This is a genomic window from Bartonella sp. CR84HXZ, assembly GCF_042194535.1.
In the GTDB taxonomy this organism is placed as follows: domain Bacteria; phylum Pseudomonadota; class Alphaproteobacteria; order Rhizobiales; family Rhizobiaceae; genus Bartonella; species Bartonella grahamii.
Genome location: NZ_JBHIMY010000016.1, coordinates 1 through 22,512 on the forward strand (window position 1 = coordinate 1; position 22,512 = coordinate 22,512).

Consider the following 22,512-nt stretch of genomic DNA (forward strand, 5'->3'; position numbering starts at 1 on the left):
GCGGTCGAAATCTTTTTAGGGGAAATAGAACAAGAGATGCAAAAGATTTTGGCAAAAGCTGCTTAAACCTATGGGGGCGCTCTCTGCTTCTCCTTGCCTAAGCACCCCCACCCATTTACTAAGGAAATTAAACGTGTGTAACACCAAACATATTATCATACAGCCTGCTAAAGATGAGGAATTTTGTTTTTTTACCATTGGCTATGAAGGTAGGTCCCTTGAGAATTATCTTAGTTGTCTCATAGAAAACAATATCAAAACTTTATGTGATGTTCGTAAAAATCCAATAAGTAGAAAACACGGATTTTCAAAAAAACAATTAGAGCAAGCTGTAAGCAACATTGATATTGAATATATGCATATGCCTGAACTTGGAATTACTTCTGAAAAACGAAGAAATTTGAAAACACAAAAAGATTATGATCGCCTTTTTGAAGATTATCAAAATACAACTCTCAAGAATAATTCTTGTGCAATAAATAAATTATATCAAATTTTTTTAAATAAAAAGCGTGTTGCAATCACCTGTTTTGAAGCCAATGTATGCATGTGCCATAGAGGACAACTCGCATTAGCTCTTACTCAATTGCCTGATTGGAAATATGAAATTGAACACATCTAAAAAATAAACTTGCAGATTTTTAAAAGTTGGAGTGCTTCACATGACTTCCAGCCCCCCACCCATTTAATTAACATAAAAAAGAGAAAGGTAATGAGATGATATTTGATGATGGAGATAGATATGTAACAACACGTGAGTGTGCACAGCTTTTTAGTGTATCCACAACAACGATTCGCAATTGGGTGCTTCAGGGGTTGTTTCCGGAGCCATATAAGCTAGGGAGAGCAGTGAGATGGAGAAAAAAAGAGATCTTAGCCTTCACCCCAAAGAAAAATAAGGAGCAAATAAGAACAAATTAGGTAAAATTATATAAACTGTAGAAGGTGGTCTAAAAGGTGGTCTGAAAATGGCTATTTAAAGAAAAAATCTATATATTTCAATATGTTGAAGATATAAAATGGTGCCCCCAGAGAGACTCGAACTCCCGACCCCCTGATTACAAATCAGGTGCTCTACCAACTGAGCTATAAGGGCGTAACCACGTAGGAGTTAGCACAAACTCGCAAAAAGGAAAACAGAAAATTATCAAATTTTGTACATATTAAAAGAAAACTGTATAACAAATAAAAAATAACCAATCTATTTCCTCTTTTACCACTTTTTACAGCAAGGTTGGAATTATCCTTATGTTGATATCTTATAGAATCTTTTATAGGAATTCACCATTTTGCTATTGAATTACGAATCTGAAGACTTTGATTGATGAGCAAGGTATTTTTCTAGCCAGTGAATATTATAATTACCATCAGCAACATCTTGATTATTAATAAGATCGCGAAAAAGAGGTAGTGTAGTTTTTATCCCATCGACGACAAATTCATCTAAAGCACGCCGTAAACGCATCATACATTCTAAACGGGTACGTCCATGAACAATCAGCTTTCCAATCATACTATCATAATAAGGAGGGATACGGTAACCTGAATAAGCACCTGAATCAACACGAATCCCTAAACCTCCAGGTGTATGAAAATGTGTAATGGTTCCAGGTGATGGCGTAAAGTTAATAGGATCTTCTGCATTAATACGGCATTCAATGGCATGACCAGAAAAACAGACATCATCTTGTGTCACTGAAAGCTTGCAGCCTGATGCAATATGGATTTGTTCATGGACTAAATCTATACCCGTAATTTCTTCAGTTACAGGATGTTCGACTTGTAAACGCGTATTCATTTCAATGAAATAAAATTCACCATTTTCATAAAGAAATTCAATAGTACCAGCTCCACGATATCCAAGTTGGGCACAGGCATTTGCAACAATACTGCCAATTTTTTTCCGTTCAGTTTCGTTAAGTGCAGGTGATGTAGCTTCTTCCCATACTTTTTGATGCCGTCGTTGAAGTGAACAATCGCGTTCTCCTAAATGAATAGCATTTCCCGCACCATCACCTATGACTTGAATTTCAATATGACGGGGTTTTTCTAAATATTTCTCTATGTAAACAGCGTCATCACCAAAAGCAGCTTTTGCTTCTGAACGCGTTGTTTTGAGAGCTATAGAAAATTCTTGTTCAGAATGAACGACTTTCATACCACGTCCACCACCACCGGCAGAAGCTTTGATAATAACTGGATAACCAATTTCACGAGCAGTGCGTAAAGCATCTGATTCTTCAGTGACTGCTCCATCTGAACCGGGAACTACAGGAATACCAAGTTTTTTAGCGGTTTTCTTTGCTTCGATTTTATCGCCCATGATTCGGATATGAGTAGCTGTTGGACCGATGAATGTAATATCATGGGCTTCTAGAACATCTGCAAATTTTGCATTTTCAGAAAGAAAGCCATAACCTGGATGAACAGCATCAGCTCCTGTAATTTCACAAGCAGCAATAATTTGCTGAATACTCAAATAAGAATCGCGAGCAGGAGGAGGTCCAATACAAACGCTTTCGTCAGCAAGACGAACATGCATTGCATCTGCATCAGCGGTAGAGTGAACAGCCACGGTTTTTATGCCAAGTTCTTTACATGCACGCAAAACGCGAAGAGCAATTTCTCCCCGATTAGCAATGAGGATTTTTCGAATCATGGTTGCCCCTCGCTTTATTCAACAATAATAAGTGGTTCACCAAATTCAACAGGTTGGCCATCTTTGACAAGAACAGTGGTTACCGTGCCTGAGCGTGGTGATGAAATTTGATTCATTGTTTTCATGGCTTCAATAATAAGTAATGTCTCCCCTTCAGAAACATTTTGTCCTACTTCTACAAAAGGTTGCGCGCCTGGTGAAGGTGCAAGATAAGCTGTTCCAACCATCGGAGAGGTTATTGTGTTTTTTGATTTATCTTCTTGGATAGATTGTATAGGAGATTCAGTTGTTGGGACTGGAGAAGATGTTACAGAAAAAGTAGGAGTAGAAACAGGAGCATAGATGGCTTGCTCAGAAGAAGTTAAGGTATTTTGACGTGAGACACAAATACGAAGCTCCCCTTGTTCAACTTCAATGTTCGTTAAATTGGTATCATTCAAAATTTCAGCAAGATCACGAATAATTTTCGTATCAATTGCAGTTTTTACCGAATCCATTTTTTTTGTTGCCATTTTATTTCTAACTCCTTGATCAATGAAGATCGTCATTATCTCATTTTATGACTGCATATCTCTAGATTAGGGATGATATCTTTTGAGGCTTTAAAGATTTTTATTTCCTTTAAATCATTATACTTTGCAATTTAAAATTCGTATCTGCTTTACGCAAAATTGCACTTATAAGCCTGTTATCAAAAAAGAGAAAGCATAAAATTACCTCATTTACAGTATTCTTCCTAAAACTGATCAGGTATTCACCGTGTATTGTCTATCGCTTGTTTTAGAGTATCTTGTCTGGCTGCGCCAATGAATATTTTATTACCAATAATGTAAGAAGGTGTTCCCGTAATATGAAGTTTAGAGGCAATTTGGATATTTTCTTTAAAAGCGTTTTGTAGAGTGGGATCTTTTATTGCATTACGTAGTTTTTTTTCATCTGCTCCTAATGAAACAGCTACTTTAATAGCTTTAGCTTCATTTGCGCGGCCATGATACATTAAAAGCGTTTTGTGAAACTGAGGATATTTCTCTGGAAATTGTTTTCGAAATACGTAGGCAACAGTATGGGCTGCCATAGAATCAGAGCTTAAAATTGGTAAATCTTTAATAATAACCTTTAAATCTGGATATTCTTTTATCAAGTCTTCTATATGTGAATAGGAACTTTTACAATATCCACAGTTGTAATCAAAAAAATTGACAAGCACTTTTTTACCATTTGGGTTTCCCAAAACGGCGTCATGAGGAGAATGAAAAATTTCTTTTTCTAATAAATGGATGACAGAAGTTTGTATTTTGTTTTCGTATTCGTTCTGTTTTTCCAGCTTATCTTGAAGAATAAGCTGCATTTCAATCAGAACTTCTGGATGAGTAAGAAGGTACTCTCTGACAATTTGTTGAATATGATGAGAATCAGTATGTGGTATCATTTTTTCTTTAAGCTTAGATAAAAAGCTAGAATCTTCTAAAAGTTGTGTTTTAAGCTTTTCTAAGCTTAAATGATTTGCTGTTTTTGAGTGTGATGTTGCGTTTGATAAAGAAGGTAAAAAGATTAAAATACTCGACATAACTGGGACTAAAATTTTTGAAAGAGGTGTTATTTTCGAATTTTGAGAGTGATGAGTCATCTGTATACCTTCATATTTCCTAGTGTGTCATTGAGTGAACTATATGAAAAGCGTTATCTATGTGCAATAAAGCATTTAGCTATAGTGTGTATTTAAGAATGAGAAAAAACATCAATTTTTCTCTAAAAAGACTTCATATGATGAACCTTGGCTTGGCAAGGATTATTTTTTGTAAAAGATAAAAAAATTCTCTTTAATTTGTCAAATGTTGTTTTGATGTGTAAGGGTATCAAAAGCTTTTTGTGCGTGTTTATTTTAGGAAAAAGTACGTTGATAATACAATGAAGAACACTTGTATTATTTTTTCCTATTGCTTTATTGAGTACTGAGAAACAAAATTAAATAATGAAAAGTGAAATTATGAAAACCACAACACATTATGAGCTGTTTATCATTGGGGGAGGGATAAACGGGTGTGGATTGGCAAGAGATGCAGCAGGACGCGGATTTAAAGTGGGATTGGCTGAAATGAACGATCTTGCATCTGGGACCTCAAGTGCGTCAACAAAGCTTATTCATGGTGGGCTTCGTTATCTTGAACACTATGAGTTCAAACTTGTTCGTGAAGCATTGAAAGAACGCGAGATCATTTTACGTATGGCTCCACATATTGTGCGTCCTTTGCGTTTTCTTCTTCCCTATCATAAAGAATTGCGTCCTGCTTGGATGTTGCGTTTTGGACTTTTTATTTATGATTATTTAGGGAATTGGAATCAGAAATTGTGGCGCAGTAAAACGATTAATTTTTCAAAAAAATTTTGCTCTACACTGAAGAAAGAATATCAGAGAGGTTTTGAATATTCTGATGCAAGAGTAGACGATGCGCGTTTAGTTATTGGCAATGCTCGTGATGCAGAAAAGTGGGGAGCTGATATAAAAGTACGAACAGAAGTTCTCTCTTTAAAAAAAGAAGGCAATAAATGGCGTATCGTTCTTCAAGACAAGTTAAGTAGTAAAGAATATAGTGTCACAGCTTCTTATGTCGCGAATATGACAGGACCTTGGATTGATCATGTTTTAGCAAACATATTAGACTGTAAAGAACATCCACCAGTACGACTTGTTAGAGGTTCTCATATTTTGGTTCCCAAGCTTTATACTCATGATCGTGCTTATATTTTTCAAAATGGTGATGGGCGTATTATATTTGCTATTCCGTATCAAGAAGAATTTACCTTGCTTGGAACAACAGATTGTAATTATCAAGGAGATCCGGCTGACGTTCATATTACTGATACAGAAATTGATTACATTTGTGCAGCAGCCAGTGAATATTTCATACAACCAGTGTTACCTGAAACAATTGTCTGGTCTTACTCTGGAGTTCGTCCACTCTATAATGATGGAGCTTCAAAAGCACAAGAAATTACGCGCGATTATGTTTTAAAAGAAATGGGAACAGGAACAACACCAAAGATTCTTAATCTTTACGGAGGAAAGATTACAACTTATCGTAAGTTGGCTGAAGATGCGATGAAATTTGTTGAAAAAGCGCTTGGTAAAAAGGGAGCATCATGGACAGCTAAAACAGTACTTCCAGGGGGTGATTTTCCCTATAATCAATTAGATATAATCGAAAATAAGATTGCTCTTTTGATGCCAGATTTAGATGCTTTTACACATCGCAGGCTTGCACGCTCCTATGGTACGGAAGCATTAGTGATATTTGAACATGGTGAGGCAAATAGAGGAAAAGATTTTGGACATGGGCTTTATGAAGTAGAAGTAAAATGGTTGATGGAAAAAGAATGGGCTAAAGCATGTGAAGATGTGTTATGGCGTCGTTCAAAACTTGGTCTCCTATTTAATGAACAAGAGGTTGACATTCTTTCTTCCTATATGCAAAGCAAACAAGAGATTGAACAACGTTTATGATCATTTCATTTTACAAATTTTATCTGCAATATTGTAAAATATTTTCCTTCAAGAGATACTGATGTCAATCATACATATTAAAAAGACAATGATTGTCTATGCCCTAATTTTAGTTTTTTTGCAAGAATCATAAAATGGTAAAATTAGATAAAACATTTAGGATGGAATTTATCTATCTTATAAAGTGAAATCCAAGAATATTACCAAGAATAACTCATTGAGAAAAAATGATTTATAATTAGATTCGTGTGAAATAAGGATTTTTGTTCTTTCTTGAGGAGAAGATAAAAGTACTTTCTGTAGCGTTTATTTGCACAATAAGTTAAAAAAATCTAAAGAAAATTAAATCTATTATGAAAAATTGTACAATGTTTTAGTTTATCGTTTATTATCTTAAACGCTGCGCTAAATCATGTAAGGATAGAGGCTTGATGAGCGTAAGAAGAAATTGTAAATGAGTTTTTTATATTATAGTGAAAAATTTTTTCATGTTTATATACCTGAACACTAATCTTTATATACCTGAACACTAATCTATGAGAAATGCCATATTGTGTTTTATCATGATTGATTGTAGTAAACCTTTATATCAATTGAATATAATGGGCTGTTATTATACTCATGATAGTATAAGAGAATAAAACTTTCCGTAAACTAAAAATAAGTATTTTTCTATGTATAAAGAGAGAGCTATAGAGATATGAGAGTAATACCCTCATGATATTTTACAACCTTCCATCACCTGTAAAATTTGCAGTAGCACCAATGTTGGACTGGACAGACCGACATTGCAGGTTTTTTTATCGTCTTTTAACGAAAAAAGCACTCCTTTATACGGAAATGATGGTAGCAGATTCTGTCATTCATGGTGTTCGCGAACAATTGTTGGCTTTTAGCGATAAAGAACGCCCAGTTGCATTACAATTAGGGGGGGCAGATCCGAAAAAGTTAGCAGAAGCTGCACGAATTGCTGAAGATTTTGGCTACAACGAAATAAATCTCAATGTCGGTTGTCCATCAAATCGTGTTCAAGCTGGTGTCTTTGGGGCTTGTTTGATGCTACATCCAGACATTGTGGCAAATGCCGTGGAAGCGATGAAACGAGAGGTTACTATACCAGTAACTGTCAAATGTCGGATTGGAGTGGACGAACAAGATGAAGAGTTAGCGTTAGATCTTTTGGCTAATCAGGTTTGGAATGCTGGATGTGATGCGCTCTGGATACATGCACGCAAGGCATGGCTACAAGGATTGAGTCCGAAAGAAAATCGCAATATTCCGCCCCTTAATTATGAAAGGGTTTATAAATTAAAACGTAAATATCCTCATAAATTCATTGGGATAAATGGTGGAATTAAATCGATTGATGAGATCAAAGAACACTTAACTTTCTGTGATGCTGTCATGCTTGGTCGCCAAGTTTATCATGATCCAGCTTTGTTAAAACATATTGATTTTGAACTCTATGATGAGGCGAAAAATAATCTGAGTGAGAATGATCTTATTGAGGTTATGTGTGATTATGCGGCTCGACATATTGCATCGGGAGGGCGGCTTTCTCATGTGACGCGTCACATGATTGGTTTATTTCATGGGCGGGGTGGGGCACGTCGATGGAGGCAAATATTATCAAATGACGCAACAAAACCAAATGCAGATATATGTATTTTAAAAGAAGCTTTTTATGCTCTCATTTAATAACAGCCTGACAATTAACATATGTTAAAATTGAGATCCTTTGTGTTTTGATTTCTTTATGATCATTTTGATCCCTTCGATTTTATAAGTTTCTGAAAATTTGCAACTTTTGTTATAGAAGGAATGTTAGAATTTATATATTAAACAACATGCTGATTGCTCCTATTTAATAGAGAAATAGGTTAAGAGCATAATGTAAAAATAGTAATAACATATTGATAATATTTTAAATCTTTCATGTTCGTTATTTGATTAGAAAATAGAAATCATTGCTTTCATAATATTTAACGTTTTTAAAGCACTGTTTAAAAAAACAATAAATTATTCATATCCTGTATATATGACGTGATTTTCATAAACATTGTAGATTTTAAAAGGTATCCTTATGACCGCTAGTCCATTTGATGATTTTCGTGCTTTGCTTACAAATTTACCTGTTGCTGATGAGTTTTCTATAATCTTGGCAAAAAAACGGCAAAAAAACTTAACAAAAGAGCAAGGAACATTGGGAAAACTGGGAGACATTGCTGTTTGGTATGCGGGATGGAGGGGCACAGAAAAACCTATCGTAACGCGACCTTTGGTCGCTATTTTTTCTGGAAACCATGGTATAGTAGAAGAAAATGTTACACCACTTCCACAATCTATGACACAAAAGATGGTGCAAAATTTTGCATCTGGTGGAGCTGCTATTAATCAAATTTGTATTGCTTATGATCTTGGATTAAAAATATTTGATTTAGCATTGGAATATCCAACAATGAATATTACGAAGGATGCTGCAATGGATGAGCGGAGTGCAGCTGCTACAATGGCATTTGGAATGGAATCCATTGCGGGTGGGACAGATCTTTTATGTATTGGAGAAATGGGAATTGGAAACACAACAATAGCTTCAGCTTTATGCTTAGCATTGTTTGGAGGAGAAGTGGAAGAATGGACAGAAAATAGTATGGAATCAGAAGGTGATTTTTATCAGCGTAAAATCGCAGCGGTTAATACAGCTATTTCTTTGCATAAGGATTATTTTAATGATCCTTTTGAGATAATGCGTCGCTTAGGAGGACGTGAAATTGCTGCTATGGTTGGTGCTATTTTAGCAGCAAGAATAGAAAAAATACCTGTTATTTTAGACGGTTTTGTGGCAACAGCAGCTGCAGCTGTCCTTTATAAAATGCATCCAAAAGCTCTTGATCATACCCTTGTTGGACATGTTTCTTCTGAGGCAGCTCATCGTAAACTTTTAAAAAAAATTGGCAAAGAACCACTTCTTGATTTGGGGATGCGTCTTGGTGAAGGGACAGGAGCAGCTATGGCAGCTGGTATTGTCAAAGCTGCTGTTTTAACACATGCACAAACGGTGTTTTTTTAACAAGAAAGTTTGAATGCCTAAAAGATAATGAGACGATATAAAAAACTCTTAAGAGTTTTGTTCATGCGTCTTGTCGTGTAATTTAATATAATTAAGTGGAAGTTCCGTTGTATATTTAATCTGTTCCATTGCGAAAGAAGATGAGACATCACGGATGTCAATTTTAGAAATTAATTTTTTATAAAAAAGATCATAAGCTTCAATATTGGGCACAACAACACGCAATAAATAGTCAATATCTCCGCTCATTCGATAAAATTCAATGACTTCACGGAATTCTTGCACAATTTTTGAAAAACGCTTAAACCATTCATGACTATGTGTGTTTGTGCGAATAGACACAAAAACAGTGACATGCGCATTTACTTTTTCTGGAGAAAGAACGGCAACACGACGCTGAATGACACCATCTTCTTCAAGTTTTTGAATTCTACGCCAGCAAGGAGTGGTCGAAAGTCCCACTTTTTTAGCAATATCAGCAACAGAAAGTGTCGCATTTTCTTGCAAAAGATGTAAAATTTTTCGGTCAAGACGATCCATATTTTTTCTCAATATTTTAATTTATAAAAATTTACGCACTAAACGACGCAGATATACAATAAGCTCATCGTTAAACCATGGGTTTTTCTGTAACCAAGAAGTATTTCGCCATGATGGATGAGGCAAAGGCATAACATTATAGCCTTGAGGTTGGGGGATGGAAAGAATATTTCTCCAATCACTAACGGTTGCTGAAACAGTTTTATGTTTTAATTCTGTAATATGCCACTTTTGCGCATAACTGCCAATAGCAAGAACAAGCTTTATTTGAGGCATCGCTTGGAATATCTTTTCATGCCATATTTCTCGACATTCACGCCTTGGTGGTAAATCAGCTTTATTGTTGTCATAACCTGGAAAACAAAATCCCATAGGAACAATAGCAAAAAGAGATTTGTTATAAAATTCTTCTTTCGTTACCCCCAGCCAATCACGCAGCCTTTTGCCAGAGTGATCATTAAAAGGGATAGAAGTTTCATGGACACGCAATCCTGGTGCTTGTCCTGCAATTGCAATCGAAGCCGTATCGGATAAATAAACGACGGGATTTGGTTCGTGAGGAAGAGGAGGAAAATAATGTGGTTGTTGGATACAAACACGACAGGAATAGATTTTTTTTTCAAGTTTGATAATCTGTTTACATCGTTTCATTGGTCAATGAAATTAAAAAATATTTTTCTTATTCAGTGCGAGGATTTGTTTTGCGCCATTCTCGCGGTCGTTGAAAACTTGATGCCCATATTCCTTTTTTTTTCTTTCTAGCTTCTTGTTCCTCTTTAGGGTATTCATAATAACTTACAGCCCAACCATTATGTACAAGCGTTGCATTGATATTGCTAACTTGTTTTGTTTTACATGTTGCAAGAACACGACGGTATTGATCTATTTTATGCCAGTGACATGTAACAGTTTGATTGTCTAGTAGTTGTTCTAAATATTTTTTAGCCTCAAGTCCACAAGGGTAGCGTTCCTTCTTTTTTCCACAAAATTGGTGGAGTTCAGGAGCATCAATTCCAACCAGTCGAATCTTAATTGAAGAAATCATGATAGAATCGCCATCAATGATTACTGCATTTCCTTTAACAGAGTTTTGAGAAGAAAATTTTTCTTTTTGAGGCAACGGCTGATTCTGCTTAAAATAAATTGACATAAAAACAAGAATGCTAGCTGCAACAAAAATATTGAAACCAGTGATTTTTTTTAAGCTTCTTAGATTAAAATGAGAATTTTTTTTCATGAAACCAAGAAACTGCTAACATTATTATAACGCACTCTATTTTAGTATTGCTTATAATTCGTCCGAGAAATTTTATTCATATGACGAAACAATGTTTCGTTTTAATGACAAAATTTTCGTTAGATATCACAATAATCAAATATTCATGTAGAATATATGTAAGCAACTTAAATAATAAATCAACTTATTCAAAACCGTACAAAACATACAAATTTTAAAGTAAACTTTTTAAACTTAAGGAAACAAAAAAACGCCCCTCAAAAAATAACTTTGAAGAGCAATATCCCCACATTTCTTTTGGAGTATAACATCTATTTATTTAATTTTTGTTTCTTTAAATTCAACGTGCTTTTTTACAACTGGATCATATTTACGCTTGCTCATTTTATCTGTCATTGTACGGCTGTTTTTCTTTGTTACATAGAAAAAACCGGTATCTGCAGTTGATAAAAGCTTGATCTTAATGGTTGCTGCTTTAGCCATAATGTAAGAACCCTATTTATACTGAAAAAATATTATTTTGCTATCAAAACCTATTTCTGATGTCATCAGATTCTCCAGCAACACTACGGATGTTCTCAAAAAAGTCAAGAGCTGATTAATTTTCTCATAAGTTGGACAAACACCAAAGTGATATATAAACTAAAAAAACAGCCATAGCTATTGAAAAACCGAAAGGATTAAAGATATCCATGGATTTTCCGATAAAGGTCGGCCCGATAAGCATACCAATTCTATAGCAAAAAATAAAAGCAGAATTAGCAGTAGCAAGTTCTTGTCCCTTGAGACGTGCCCCTAGATGTGCAAGGCCGATTGTATAAAGGCTCGCTGATACACCACCAAGAAGGAACAGATCAAGCATCAGAATCCATGGATATTGAATGATCCATGGTACCATGAAAGTTCCCAAAAAACTTAAGATAGCGCAACTTATCAGCGGATAGCGTCGATCTTTGGCATAATCGCTTATATACTCCTAATGCTGATAGGAATTAAGAGGAAAACATTTCCGAGCACAAGGGTTGCCATAAAGTGTGCTGCTTCATTCTCATTATAACCAATGGATAAACTAAAGGGTGTAATAAGAGTTAATGCGCCCATTTGAATAGCACCGTAAACAAGTACTGCCATCATTGCGCTTGGAACGTGAAAAAGATAACGAAAAAATGGTGTATATTGGCTTTTTTGAAATTCTGGACTTAATTTCAAGCGGCAAGAATTGGGATAGCAGCCAATATAATAAGACTATAACCAACAGCAAAAGGAATAAATCCTTGTGTTCCCACTTTTGCTAATAGCATTGGACCTACCGCAAACCCTAATCCTAGGACAATAGCATAAATGGAAAGAACAAAACCACGTCTTTTAGGGGGAGCATAACTGTTGATCCAAAACTCTGATAGGATAAACATAACTGTCATAGTAAAATGTAATATAAACCTTAAAATGAACTAAATCCATATGGATTCAAAAAAATAGAATCCTAAAAAACTTAAAGATCCTATGGCCATCATAAATAATATCGTTTTAGAAATGCCTAAGCATAAGGCGATTCGAGAAGTAAAAATAGCTGCAACAATTGTGGCAAATCCACCAACAGTTCCACTATAGCCGATCATACTATTGGAAATACCTTTCTCTGCCATAAGAAGAGAGAGAGACAAGTTGTGTTCCTATTCCCAATGCTGTTCCAACGGTGCCAATAGTTACAATAGCTACAATAATTGCACGCAAAGAATTGTTTTGAGAGTCAAAAGCTTTTTTTTCATGAGAATGGCTTAAGGTACTTTTGTTGATTTAAACAATAAAAAGATGAGCTGAAATGAAAGGGAGACCAAACTATTCTTTGCAGTTTTTCTCATTCCCTGAGTATAAAAAACTGCAAGATTTTTATGTGGTTATTATAGAGATAACAATAAAATTCATCCTCTTGTATACTAAAAAAAGAAGATTGTACACGTTATATAATATAAATATTATATAAGTCATTTCTTAACTTGAAGTTATTATTTTTTATTATTCATATTCTATTTAATGGAGGACAAGAAGCTTAATTTTTTCTTTTCCCATAAAAGGTATGCTTTTGTTTTTTTAATTTGTTTTTATGGTAGGATGTCGGTGAAAATTTTATTGGACGAGGTTTTGTTAAGAGTTCAAAGCATAAAGCGCCAGCAAAAGGTTGTACCGTTATAAGTTTTACTTCTACAACATCACTGAGCTGATAGCCTTTATGGCTACGCTGTCCTACAAGAACATGTTGTGCTTCATCAAAATGATAATAATCATTTTTAAGTGTAGAAATATGGACAAAACCATCTGTATTGAGTTTATCAAGTGAGATAAAAAGACCTGCTTTTGTCACTCCGGAAATGCGACCTGTAAAAATACGGCCGATTTTATTCGTTAAATAGTGAGCAACAAGCCGATCAATAGTTTCCCTTTCAGCCATCATTGCACGGCGCTCGTATAAAGAAATTTGCGTAGCAATTTCTGCAAGATTTTGTTCTTGTGTATCTGTTAATTGATCATTTCCTAATTTCAGCGTTTTAATGAGTGCTCGATGAATAATAAGATCAGCATAACGACGGATGGGGGATGTAAAATGTGTATAGTTATGTAGGTTTAAACCAAAGTGGCCGATATTTTTTGGATTATACTCAGCTTGAGATTGTGAGCGCAGAATAACTTGGTTGATCAATTCTTTTTGTGGTGTATTCGTCACTTTTGCCAGAATGCTATTAAGGCGCGCTGAGGTAAGTTCGCTTCCGCGGGAGAGTGGTATCCCCAAACTTTGAAGAAAGCTCCGAAGTATTTCTTGCTTAGCAAGAGAAGGTTTTTCATGAATACGATAAATGAGGGGCTGGTGATGTTGTTTTAATGTTTCAGAAGCTGCAATATTGGCTTGTATCATAAACTCTTCAATTAAACGATGCGCTTCTAATTGTGTTTCACTCACAACATCTTTTATGCATCCATTTTGATCAAGAATAATCTTTTTTTCTGCAATTTCTAACTCTAGTGGTTGGCGACGATTTCGCGCAGCTTTAAGGCATGCATAGGCTTCCCATAAGGGTTGCAAAATGCTCTCAAAAAGAGCGGCTGTTTTTTCATTTATATTCCCTTCAATTGCCAATTGTACTTCTTGATAAGAAAGTTTGGCTCTTACACGAATCATAGTACGATGAAAACTATGTTTTCGTTTATTACCGTTTGCATCAAAAATCATACGAACGGCTAAAGCTGGTCTTTCTTTTCCTTCACGCAGAGAACATAAATCATGAGAAAGGCGTTCAGGTAACATTGGCACAACGGTATCGGGAAAATAAACAGAATTTCCGCGTTTCAATGCTTCTTTATCTAATGCGCTTCCTGTTTTGATATAGTAAGAAACATCTGCAATGGCCACAATAATAATCCAACCATCATTATTTGCTGGGTCCTTATCCTTGGTTGCATAAACTGCATCATCATGGTCTTTTGCATCTGGTGGATCAATTGTAATAAATGGTAATTGTCGCCAATCTTCACGATTATCCATATTGGCAGCTTTGATATGTTTGACTTGCTCAAGAACACTTTCAGGAAAAATATAAGGAATTCCTTTCGAAAGAAGCGCTATCATTGAGAGTGTTTTTTCACTCTTAATATGCCCTAAAACATTCTTTATTTTTGCGCTCTTTAATCCGTAACCAGTATTTTTTTTAATTTCGACTTCAACGAGATCACCAATTTCAATCTTCATTTCTGGAGACATTTCAACAATGAGTTCACTGGTTTTGCGGTCTATAGGATCAAGGCGCCATTGATTATTTTCAAATTTTCGTACAACAGCAAATGCGCTTTTGGGAGATACATCAATTTTACGAATAATTCGTCCCATATAAGGGGGGCTTGAGCTTTCAGAATTTTTATTTCGAAAAACTTTTATAAGAATATGATCTCCAACACCAATGCTACTTCCTTTTATGTGATGAAAAGAGTGTATTTCAATATTGGGCTTTGGAGAATCTTCCCATTCAAGAGGTTGTGCAATAAAACTCCCATCTTTATCACGTCCGCTAATTTTTACTAAAGTAACAGGAGGTAATTTTCCTTTGTTTATTGCTCTTTTGCGTTGTTTAGAGATAGGATTTTGATCCTTTAACTCACGTAATATATCTCTAAGCCAAATACGGGAATCGCCTTTTAAGTTAAAAGCTTTGGCGATTTCTCGTTTACTTGAGTGGTTAGGATTCTCATTTATAAAGGAAAGGATTTCTTCCTTATCGGGAAAATTTTTCCCCTTGAATGAAGAGAGATATTTTATGTTTTTTTCACCTTTAGCCAAAATTTATGTCTCTTTTATTTTTGCTTTTGTTTTAGAAGAAGCTCTTTTTGAAGTTGTTTTTTTACTCGATGCTTTAGCCGATATAAGTTCTAATGCCTCTGGCAGTGTTACACTAATGGGATCTTTATCTTTTGGCAATGTTGCATTAATTTTACCCCAATTAACATAAGGACCATAACGCCCGTTGCGCACGGTAATGGTTCCTCCTTCGGGATGCTCTCCTAATGTTGCCAATGCTGCAGGTGTTGTTCTGCTTTGCTTGGTTTTGTTTTCTTGTTGCTCTGCCAATACTGTAACAGCGCGATTGATACCAATATCAAAAACTTCATCTGTATGAAGAAGGCGCGCAGATTTTCCGTTATGGCTAAGATAGGGACCATATCGTCCAATCGTAGCTGTGATTGTTTTTCCAGTTTCAGGATGAATGCCAATTTCACGGGGAAGGGATAATAAAGCCAAGGCTTTATCAAGGGTTACATTTTCTGCCTGCCATTCTTTTGGTAGTCCTGCACGCTTAACTTCTTTGCTTTCACCAAGTTGAATATAGGGACCAAAACGGCCATTACGAAGAGAGATATCTTTTCCTGTTTCAGGGTCAATACCAAGGATAACAGGTTCATCATTGCGCACAGCTTCATTCTCTTCTCCAGTATCTGTACCGAGTTGGTGTGTGTACTTACATTCGGGATAATTGGAACAGCCAACAAAAGCACCATAACGACCGAGTTTTAATGATAATTGACCATTTTTACAAAGAGGACAGGAACGCACATCACTTCCATCTTCACGTTCAGGAAAGGCGAGAGGTGCTAATGTTACATTTAAAACATCAAGAACGTTGGTTATACGGAGTTCTTGGATATTGCTAATAGATGCATTAAATCCATCCCAAAAATCTCGCAATACGTCTTTCCAAGAAAGTTTTCCATCAGAGATAAGATCCAGCTTTTCTTCAAGATCTGCTGTGAAACCATATTCTACATAGCGATTAAAAAAATTTTCAAGAAAGGCCGTAACAATACGTCCCTTAGCATCGGGAATAAGCTTTCGTTTATCAATTACAATATATCCACGGTCACACAATGTCGCCAATGTGGAGGCATAAGTTGAAGGACGACCAATTCCTAACTCCTCAAGCTTTTTAATTAATGAAGCTTCAGAATAACGAGAAGGGGGCTCTGTGGTATGCTGTGCAGATTCAACTTTTTCTTTTGTAAGTGCTTCACCAGTGTTTATTTGTGGTAAACGTGTTGTTTCATTTTCTTCATTATTTTCTTCGTCTCGTTGATCGGTGTAGACGGAAATAAAGCCATCAAAGCGAATAACAGATCCTGTTGCTCGTAGATTTGCACGGTTTTCTCCTTGCTGTGCTTCAATTTCAACAGTTGTGCGTTCAATTTCAGCAGAACGCATTTGGCTGGCAATAGCACGCTTCCATATCAGCTCATAGAGCTTTGCTTGATCGCTATCAAGAAAATTACGGACTTGACTAGGATTGCGTTGAAAATCTGTTGGACGGATCGCTTCGTGTGCTTCCTGTGCATTTTTTGCCTTTGTTGAATAAAAACGTGGTTTTTCAGGAATATAGTCTTTACCGAAAGTTTCATGAATAACTTTTCGTGCTGAATCAATAGCCTCTGGTGCTATTTGCACACCATCGGTACGCATATAAGTAATAAGCCCTGCCGTTTCACCATTAATTTCAATGCCTTCATAAAGCTTTTGGGCAATTTGCATAGTGCGAGAAGCTGAAAATCCTAATTTTGAAGAAGCTGCTTGTTGTAGTGTGGAGGTTGTAAATGGAGGAAGAGGATTTCTCTTTGTAGGTTTTGCTTCAACACTGAGTGTATGATATTGGGCTTTCTCCAACATAAAGCGAATTTGGTCTGCTTGTTCTTGAGATTGAATATCAAGCTTGCCTATTTTTCTTTGATTAAACATTGTCAATCTTGCTTGGAAACTATCATTTCGGATGGTTTCTAACTGTGTTGTAACGGACCAATAATCTTCTTTGATAAAATGTTCTATTTCTGATTCACGATCACAAATAATACGCAAAGCAACCGATTGAACGCGTCCTGCTGAACGTGCACCAGGGAGTTTCCGCCATAAAACAGGTGAAAGTGTAAAACCAACGAGATAATCAAGTGCGCGACGTGCAAGATAAGCATCTACAAGTGATGTATCAATATCACGTGGATTGTTCATAGCATCAAGCACAGACTTTTTGGTGATGGCATTGAAGACAACTCTTTTAATAGGTTTATCTTTTAAAACTTTTTTTTGACGAAGAACATCCAGAATATGCCATGAAATAGCTTCCCCTTCACGATCAGGGTCTGTTGCTAATATAAGGCTATCGGCTTCTTTAACGGCTTTTGCTATTTCATTTAAACGTTTAGCGGCAGAAGAATCTATATCCCATTTCATAGAAAAATCTTGATCCGGTAAAACAGAACCATCTTTTGCAGGTAAATCACGAACATGTCCAAATGATGCGACAACTTTGTATTGAGACCCAAGATATTTATTAATTGTTTTTGCTTTTGCTGGAGATTCAACGATAACGATATTCATAATTTTACCCAAATATTGAAATAAAAAACTTTTTTATAAACGCCTTTTACGCGAATAGCTAATGACAATTGCTTAAGAGCACATAAAAAAATATTAGCCATATAAAAAACATGAATATTGTACAACTTATGATTGTTATTATTAGAATACACCCTATATAGAATTACACGATTTATTTTCCACTGTTATTACAAAAACATACGACGAAATACTAAGATAACGTCTATTGAGAGGTAGGAGGGGAAATGCTCAAGGATAGAGGATTATGTTTATAAATCATTTAAAAGTTATCCAATATATTACAGACATGTCTAAGCAAATGAATCAGATGGCGCGTCAGGCGCATAGTCCGCTTTTAGCATTGCTTTTGGATATGGTTGCCAAAGAAGGGCAAAGCATTATTAATAGTGCTGAGGCTCTTGGGGAAGATCAAGATTCGACAATGACACACAACCACCAGAGTGTCGAATAAGCTTTCCAGCAAGCTCGAGTTCTACCAACAAGAGGTAGAGAGTTGGAAGTGAAACACCTGTGTGGGTGCTGAGAGTGTCTAAATCGATTGGCGTTGTTGAAAGAGCGGAGAGAACTGCTGCACGTGCTGCATCATCACCTGCTAAAGAGGGACCGCTGTTTTTTTCATCTGCTAAATTGAAATTCTCCTTTTCAAGTTGTAAAGAGGATGGTTCCTCAAAAAAATTGAGTTGCGAATTTGGAAGCGGTGAAATTAATGGCGTAAGTGTTTCTATGATGTCAGAAGGATGTGTGGTGAGTAGAGCACCGTCCTTGATAAGATTGTTTGTACCAACAGATCTTGGATCAAGTGGTGAGCCGGGAATGGCAAAAATTAACCGCCCCATTTCAGCTGCTTGACGTGCGGTAATTAAGGACCCTGAGCGCAGGGCTGCCTCTACAACCAAGAGACCAAGTGATAGAGCTGCAATAATACGGTTTCTTCTTGGAAAGTCGATAGCACGCGGCTTCCAAGAAATGGGCATTTCGCTGATGATGGCTCCACCATTGGCGATAATATCTTCATGCAACTTTTTATTTTCAGGAGGATAGATATGATCAATTCCCCCAGCCATAACTGCAACAGTTCCTGTTTTTAAACTTGCTTGATGCGCAACGCTATCAATTCCACGAGCGAGCCCAGAAATTGTTACAAAGTCTGCTTCTCCGAGAAAACGCGCAAATTGAGCCGTAAGCTTTTTTCCCGCAGCTGAAGCATTTCGAGAACCTATAATTCCAATAGAAGTTTTTTGAAAAATTGAAACATTACCTTTGATAGCAATAAGCGGCGGAGGGGCTTCTGTAACCTTAAGAAAAGCTGGATAATCTGGTTCTCCCATACCGATAAACCGAACACCTAATCTTTTCGCTTTTTGTATTTCTTTTTCTGCATCTTCTAAGCTTGCTATTTTAATAGATACAGAACCACCGCCTTTTCTACTAAGCTCTGGCAGCGCTTCCAGAGCATTTTCTGCTGTTTTATAATGATCAATGAGATTGCGAAAACTCACTGCTCCAATATTTTCACTACGCAACAACCGTAACCAATTTAGACGTTGACGATCAGTGAGCAGGATTCCTTTATTTATCCCCGTTTTGAGTCCCAATCTTACTTTCTTCCCCAATTAATAATCTACCGATATTTGCGTAATGCTTTATATACACAAATATGCTCATCACAATCAGCATAAAATAGAAATAAGGATCGGAAAAGTAAAAAACAAATATCGCAGTTATAACAACAGAAACGAGTGCGGATAATGAAGAATAGCGTGTGAGGAGAAAAATCGTTATCCATACAATAATAAAAACAATTGCTGCAGGCCAATAGATTCCTAAGCAGATCCCTAGATAGGTAGCAACACCTTTGCCGCCTTTAAATTTAAGCCATATGGGGAAAAGATGCCCTAAGAAAACAAAAAAACCTGCTAGAGAAACAAGGATACTATTGTCTAGCGGATCACTAAAAAACTTTATAACGAAAACAACGATAGTTCCTTTCAACATATCACAAAGAAGTGTTAGAGCAGCAAGTTTTTTATTTCCTGTTCGTAAAACATTTGTAGCTCCAATATTGCCGGAACCAATTGTTCTCACATCGCCAAGTTTGGCTAATCTCGTAAAAAGAAGACCAAATGGAATCGAGCCAATGATATAAGATATGAGGAAAATAAACCATGGAGTGGACTGAAAAAATATTTCTGCTTCATTCATTAAAAATCTCATTAAGTTTGTTGATCAAGTTTAAAAACGGTTTTCCCTTTCACAATGGTCTGGAGCACGCGTCCTTGAAAACGTGCATTCTCAAAAGGGGTATTTTTTGAACGTGAATAGAGCTTCTCTTTCGAAACAACCCATGGTTCTTCAAGATCAACCACAATAAGGTCTGCATGAGCACCTTTCTTCAGTGTTCCTGCATTGAGTCCAAAGAGCTTTGCAGGCGCCGTTGACAAAAGTTCAGTTATCCGTAGAAGAGATAGGCTCTCATCATGGTAAAGGCGTAAGGCTGCACTCAATAAAGTCTCCATACCAATAGCGCCAACCGCTGCGTCATTAAATGGTAAATGTTTTGTATCGTTACTCTGAGGATCATGAGAAGAGACAATAACATCTATAGTCCCATCCTTTATTGCTTCAATCATTGCTATACGGTCTTCTTCTGTACGCAATGGGGGCATTAAGCGAAAAGAGGTGCGATATTCACCAATGTCATTTTCATTGAAAGATAAATGATTAATAGATATACCCGCTGAAATTTTCTCACTGCGTTTTTTACCTAAACGAAGTGCATCAGCAGAGAGTGCTGTTGATATTTGAGCGGCATGATAGCGTGTTTGCGTTAATACTGCTAATCGCAGATCCCTTTCAAGTGGGATAACTTCTGCTTCGCGGGGGATGCCAGAAAGACCAAGCCAACTGGCGAGCAGCCCTTCATTCATCACACCTTGTCCTGTAAGATCTTTATCTTGCGTTTCATGCATCAATGGAACATCAAAATCACGCGCATAAGTCATTGCACGTCGCATAACAGATGAACTTTGAAGCGTTTTTTTTCCTTCATAAAAGGCAACAGCTCCTGCATCTTTTAGTAAGCCGAATTCCGCTATTTGCTGTCCGTTGAAACCTTGTGTGATCGCAGCAACGGGATAAATATTGACCGATGACTTTTCTTGTACTGTATGCCTAATAAATTCAACAAGTGCCACATTATCAATGACTGGACGCGTATCTGGCATCATGAGGAAAGAAGTAATACCACCTGCGGCGGCGGATTGACTTGTTGATGCGATTGTTTCACAGTGTTCATTCCCTAATTCTCCAACAAAAACGCGCGCATCAACAAGGCCAGGGAGAATTGCTTTGTTTTGTGCGTTAACAATTTCTGCTTCTTCTGGGAAACCCTGATTCAGAGCATCTTTTCCAGCGGCTATAATCCGTCCATTTTCAACAATAACTGTACCAATTTCATCGACTGCGCGTGAAGGATCAATAATACGAGCATTTTGAAAAACAATTGGTTTTATCATTTTTTTTCTCCACTGATCTTTGCGCGTGAATCTAATAAAGCCTCCATGACCGCCATACGCACTGCAATTCCCATTTCTACTTGTGTATGAATCATACTTTGTGATCCATCTGCTATGTCAGATGCAATCTCTACACCACGGTTTATTGGGCCAGGATGCAGAATAATGGAATCATTTTTGGCATAGGCTAAATTTTCTTTATGTAAGCCAAAATAATGGAAATATTCATGCGTAGAGGGAATAAAAGAACCTGTCATCCGTTCATGCTGTAAGCGTAACATCATGATAACGTCAGCATTTTTAAGACCTTCTTTCATTGTGTTAAAAACCTCAACACTCATATGAGTGATTTCTGCGGGTAAGAGTGTTGAGGGAGCAACAACACGAACACGAGCACCCAAAGCATTGAGACTCAGGATATTGGAACGGGCAACACGTGAGTGTAAGATATCTCCACAAATCGCAACAGTTAATCCTTCAATATGACCTTTTGCTCTTTTAATGGTTAGAGCATCTAATAAAGCCTGTGTTGGATGTTCATGAGCACCATCACCTGCATTAATGACACAACAATCAACTTTTTGCGCTAATAAAGCTGCCGCTCCTGCACTGTTATGGCGAAAAACCAGTATATCCGGCTTCATCGCATTGAGAGTTGCAGCTGTATCAAGTAATGTTTCTCCTTTTTTTACAGATGAGTTGCCGATCGCAAGACTCATCACGTGTGCACCTAGCCTTTTACCCGCTAATTCAAAAGAAGATTGTGTTCGCGTAGAGGCTTCAAAAAAGAGATTAATTTGAGTCCGTCCATGCAAAGTAGATTTTATTTTATCAATTTTGTTAGAAAGGATAACATTTGCTTCTGCACGATCAAGCAATGTATTAAGATCTTGTACACTTAGATCTTTAATAGCTAAAAGATGTTGATGAGGGAAAAGTGGAAAAAAATTATCTTGAATCATAGCATTCTTCTTTATCTCTCTCTAAACAGGTTAAACAAGCATTTGTTTGAATATGATAAATGTTTCTTAACTCTAAAAAGACAAATAGTCTATGATATGAAT

At 36.5% G+C, this 22,512-nt stretch carries 23 protein-coding genes and 1 tRNA gene; 6 read left to right on the top strand and 18 right to left on the bottom strand.

The genetic code is table 11. The annotated features are described in order from the left end of the window. Positions 1 to 133 precede the first annotated feature (133 nt). Together ACFIKD_RS07275 and ACFIKD_RS07280 are read left to right on the top strand one after the other, a co-directional pair. Entirely contained in the window at positions 134 to 622 is a 489-nt protein-coding gene (locus tag ACFIKD_RS07275; RefSeq protein WP_375647606.1) for a DUF488 family protein, read from the top strand. Between the two features lie 95 nt (positions 623 to 717). After that, positions 718 to 921 (top strand): AlpA family transcriptional regulator, encoded by a 204-nt coding sequence (locus ACFIKD_RS07280; protein ID WP_005865986.1) that lies wholly within the window; start codon positions 718 to 720, stop codon positions 919 to 921. A gap of 99 nt (positions 922 to 1,020) precedes the next feature. Here ACFIKD_RS07280 and ACFIKD_RS07285 read toward each other — a convergent pair. The 4 genes from ACFIKD_RS07285 to ACFIKD_RS07300 all read right to left on the bottom strand — a co-directional run bounded on the left by ACFIKD_RS07285 (position 1,021) and on the right by ACFIKD_RS07300 (position 4,286). After that, positions 1,021 to 1,096 (bottom strand) — tRNA-Thr (locus ACFIKD_RS07285). 204 nt (positions 1,097 to 1,300) lie between these two features. Next, positions 1,301 to 2,659 (bottom strand): acetyl-CoA carboxylase biotin carboxylase subunit, encoded by a 1,359-nt coding sequence (gene accC / locus ACFIKD_RS07290; RefSeq protein WP_375647607.1) that lies wholly within the window; start codon positions 2,657 to 2,659, stop codon positions 1,301 to 1,303. Between the two features lie 14 nt (positions 2,660 to 2,673). Next, positions 2,674 to 3,171 (bottom strand): acetyl-CoA carboxylase biotin carboxyl carrier protein, encoded by a 498-nt coding sequence (gene accB, locus ACFIKD_RS07295; RefSeq protein ID WP_375636066.1) that lies wholly within the window; start codon positions 3,169 to 3,171, stop codon positions 2,674 to 2,676. A gap of 242 nt (positions 3,172 to 3,413) precedes the next feature. Next, positions 3,414 to 4,286 carry a DsbA family protein gene (locus tag ACFIKD_RS07300; protein ID WP_375647608.1) on the bottom strand — a complete coding sequence of 291 codons (873 nt, stop codon included), beginning with the start codon at positions 4,284 to 4,286 and terminating at the stop codon, positions 3,414 to 3,416. Between the two features lie 345 nt (positions 4,287 to 4,631). On the opposite strand from ACFIKD_RS07300, the gene glpD reads away from it, so the two are divergent. From glpD to cobT, 3 genes are all read left to right on the top strand, one after another. Continuing rightward, the gene (glpD, locus tag ACFIKD_RS07305; protein ID WP_375647610.1) at positions 4,632 to 6,161 is read left to right on the top strand and encodes a glycerol-3-phosphate dehydrogenase; all 1,530 of its coding nucleotides are present in this window, start codon (positions 4,632 to 4,634) and stop codon (positions 6,159 to 6,161) included. Positions 6,162 to 6,878: 717 nt separating this feature from the next. Then, positions 6,879 to 7,859 (top strand): tRNA dihydrouridine(20/20a) synthase DusA, encoded by a 981-nt coding sequence (gene dusA, locus ACFIKD_RS07310; RefSeq protein ID WP_375647611.1) that lies wholly within the window; start codon positions 6,879 to 6,881, stop codon positions 7,857 to 7,859. Positions 7,860 to 8,244: 385 nt separating this feature from the next. Next, positions 8,245 to 9,231 carry a nicotinate-nucleotide--dimethylbenzimidazole phosphoribosyltransferase gene (gene cobT, locus ACFIKD_RS07315; RefSeq protein ID WP_375647612.1) on the top strand — a complete coding sequence of 329 codons (987 nt, stop codon included), beginning with the start codon at positions 8,245 to 8,247 and terminating at the stop codon, positions 9,229 to 9,231. Positions 9,232 to 9,279: 48 nt separating this feature from the next. On the opposite strand, the gene ACFIKD_RS07320 is transcribed toward cobT, so the two are convergent. The 10 genes from ACFIKD_RS07320 to topA form a co-directional block, all read right to left on the bottom strand. Next, the gene (locus tag ACFIKD_RS07320; RefSeq protein WP_015856433.1) at positions 9,280 to 9,771 is read right to left on the bottom strand and encodes an Lrp/AsnC family transcriptional regulator; all 492 of its coding nucleotides are present in this window, start codon (positions 9,769 to 9,771) and stop codon (positions 9,280 to 9,282) included. 21 nt (positions 9,772 to 9,792) lie between these two features. Further along, entirely contained in the window at positions 9,793 to 10,422 is a 630-nt protein-coding gene (locus tag ACFIKD_RS07325) for a uracil-DNA glycosylase family protein (RefSeq protein WP_375647614.1), read from the bottom strand. Positions 10,423 to 10,450: 28 nt separating this feature from the next. Continuing rightward, the gene (locus ACFIKD_RS07330; protein WP_375636071.1) at positions 10,451 to 11,008 is read right to left on the bottom strand and encodes a thermonuclease family protein; all 558 of its coding nucleotides are present in this window, start codon (positions 11,006 to 11,008) and stop codon (positions 10,451 to 10,453) included. Between the two features lie 315 nt (positions 11,009 to 11,323). After that, on the bottom strand, positions 11,324 to 11,491 hold the full coding sequence (gene rpmG / locus ACFIKD_RS07335) for a 50S ribosomal protein L33 (protein WP_004864083.1): 168 nt from the start codon (positions 11,489 to 11,491) through the stop codon (positions 11,324 to 11,326). A 124-nt stretch (positions 11,492 to 11,615) separates the two neighbouring features. Further along, the gene (locus ACFIKD_RS07340) at positions 11,616 to 11,918 is read right to left on the bottom strand and encodes a hypothetical protein (protein ID WP_375647616.1); all 303 of its coding nucleotides are present in this window, start codon (positions 11,916 to 11,918) and stop codon (positions 11,616 to 11,618) included. Between the two features lie 56 nt (positions 11,919 to 11,974). Then, complete coding sequence (locus tag ACFIKD_RS07345; protein ID WP_375636073.1) at positions 11,975 to 12,217, bottom strand: hypothetical protein; 243 nt, start codon at positions 12,215 to 12,217, stop codon at positions 11,975 to 11,977. After that, a complete protein-coding gene (locus ACFIKD_RS07350; protein WP_375636074.1) occupies positions 12,214 to 12,429 on the bottom strand; it encodes a hypothetical protein in 216 nt (71 codons plus the stop codon). Before ACFIKD_RS07350 ends, ACFIKD_RS07345 begins: the two co-directional genes overlap by 4 nt. Before the next feature lie 30 nt (positions 12,430 to 12,459). Continuing rightward, positions 12,460 to 12,672 carry a hypothetical protein gene (locus tag ACFIKD_RS07355; RefSeq protein ID WP_375636075.1) on the bottom strand — a complete coding sequence of 71 codons (213 nt, stop codon included), beginning with the start codon at positions 12,670 to 12,672 and terminating at the stop codon, positions 12,460 to 12,462. A 386-nt stretch (positions 12,673 to 13,058) separates the two neighbouring features. Further along, on the bottom strand, positions 13,059 to 15,335 hold the full coding sequence (gene rnr / locus ACFIKD_RS07360) for a ribonuclease R (protein WP_375647618.1): 2,277 nt from the start codon (positions 15,333 to 15,335) through the stop codon (positions 13,059 to 13,061). A gap of 3 nt (positions 15,336 to 15,338) precedes the next feature. Further along, positions 15,339 to 17,912 carry a type I DNA topoisomerase gene (gene topA, locus ACFIKD_RS07365; RefSeq protein WP_375647619.1) on the bottom strand — a complete coding sequence of 858 codons (2,574 nt, stop codon included), beginning with the start codon at positions 17,910 to 17,912 and terminating at the stop codon, positions 15,339 to 15,341. Between the two features lie 265 nt (positions 17,913 to 18,177). Between topA and ACFIKD_RS07370 the strand changes: the two genes are divergently transcribed. Further along, positions 18,178 to 18,384, top strand: a complete 207-nt coding sequence (locus ACFIKD_RS07370; protein ID WP_005773510.1) for a hypothetical protein — start codon at positions 18,178 to 18,180, stop codon at positions 18,382 to 18,384. Here ACFIKD_RS07370 and dprA read toward each other — a convergent pair. The 4 genes from dprA to ACFIKD_RS07390 are packed head-to-tail and all read right to left on the bottom strand — an operon-like array spanning position 18,314 to position 22,410. Next, positions 18,314 to 19,528, bottom strand: coding sequence for a DNA-processing protein DprA (dprA, locus tag ACFIKD_RS07375; RefSeq protein WP_375636078.1), 1,215 nt, complete (start codon positions 19,526 to 19,528; stop codon positions 18,314 to 18,316). The genes ACFIKD_RS07370 and dprA overlap by 71 nt on opposite strands. Further along, positions 19,503 to 20,135, bottom strand: coding sequence for a glycerol-3-phosphate 1-O-acyltransferase PlsY (gene plsY / locus ACFIKD_RS07380; protein ID WP_375647620.1), 633 nt, complete (start codon positions 20,133 to 20,135; stop codon positions 19,503 to 19,505). Before plsY ends, dprA begins: the two co-directional genes overlap by 26 nt. 11 nt (positions 20,136 to 20,146) lie before the next feature. Next, a complete protein-coding gene (locus ACFIKD_RS07385; RefSeq protein WP_375644810.1) occupies positions 20,147 to 21,448 on the bottom strand; it encodes a dihydroorotase in 1,302 nt (433 codons plus the stop codon). Next, on the bottom strand, positions 21,445 to 22,410 hold the full coding sequence (locus ACFIKD_RS07390) for an aspartate carbamoyltransferase catalytic subunit (RefSeq protein WP_375647621.1): 966 nt from the start codon (positions 22,408 to 22,410) through the stop codon (positions 21,445 to 21,447). The genes ACFIKD_RS07385 and ACFIKD_RS07390 overlap by 4 nt, the downstream gene beginning before the upstream one ends. Positions 22,411 to 22,512: the final 102 nt, after the last annotated feature.

Bases quoted from the DNA above. Each gene is read 5' to 3' on its own strand.
- topA (WP_375647619.1), bottom strand. From the start codon at position 17,912: ATGAATATCGTTATCGTTGAATCTCCAGCAAAAGCAAAAACAATTAAT.
- ACFIKD_RS07350 (WP_375636074.1), bottom strand. From the start codon at position 12,429: ATGACAGTTATGTTTATCCTATCAGAGTTTTGGATCAACAGTTATGCT.
- ACFIKD_RS07280 (WP_005865986.1), top strand. From the start codon at position 718: ATGATATTTGATGATGGAGATAGATATGTAACAACACGTGAGTGTGCA.
- rpmG (WP_004864083.1), bottom strand. From the start codon at position 11,491: ATGGCTAAAGCAGCAACCATTAAGATCAAGCTTTTATCAACTGCAGAT.
- ACFIKD_RS07370 (WP_005773510.1), top strand. From the start codon at position 18,178: ATGTTTATAAATCATTTAAAAGTTATCCAATATATTACAGACATGTCT.
- ACFIKD_RS07320 (WP_015856433.1), bottom strand. From the start codon at position 9,771: ATGGATCGTCTTGACCGAAAAATTTTACATCTTTTGCAAGAAAATGCG.
- accC (WP_375647607.1), bottom strand. From the start codon at position 2,659: ATGATTCGAAAAATCCTCATTGCTAATCGGGGAGAAATTGCTCTTCGC.
- dusA (WP_375647611.1), top strand. From the start codon at position 6,879: ATGATATTTTACAACCTTCCATCACCTGTAAAATTTGCAGTAGCACCA.
- cobT (WP_375647612.1), top strand. From the start codon at position 8,245: ATGACCGCTAGTCCATTTGATGATTTTCGTGCTTTGCTTACAAATTTA.
- glpD (WP_375647610.1), top strand. From the start codon at position 4,632: ATGAAAAGTGAAATTATGAAAACCACAACACATTATGAGCTGTTTATC.
- ACFIKD_RS07300 (WP_375647608.1), bottom strand. From the start codon at position 4,286: ATGACTCATCACTCTCAAAATTCGAAAATAACACCTCTTTCAAAAATT.
- plsY (WP_375647620.1), bottom strand. From the start codon at position 20,135: ATGAATGAAGCAGAAATATTTTTTCAGTCCACTCCATGGTTTATTTTC.
- ACFIKD_RS07385 (WP_375644810.1), bottom strand. From the start codon at position 21,448: ATGATAAAACCAATTGTTTTTCAAAATGCTCGTATTATTGATCCTTCA.
- accB (WP_375636066.1), bottom strand. From the start codon at position 3,171: ATGGCAACAAAAAAAATGGATTCGGTAAAAACTGCAATTGATACGAAA.
- ACFIKD_RS07330 (WP_375636071.1), bottom strand. From the start codon at position 11,008: ATGAAAAAAAATTCTCATTTTAATCTAAGAAGCTTAAAAAAAATCACT.
- ACFIKD_RS07390 (WP_375647621.1), bottom strand. From the start codon at position 22,410: ATGATTCAAGATAATTTTTTTCCACTTTTCCCTCATCAACATCTTTTA.
- ACFIKD_RS07325 (WP_375647614.1), bottom strand. From the start codon at position 10,422: ATGAAACGATGTAAACAGATTATCAAACTTGAAAAAAAAATCTATTCC.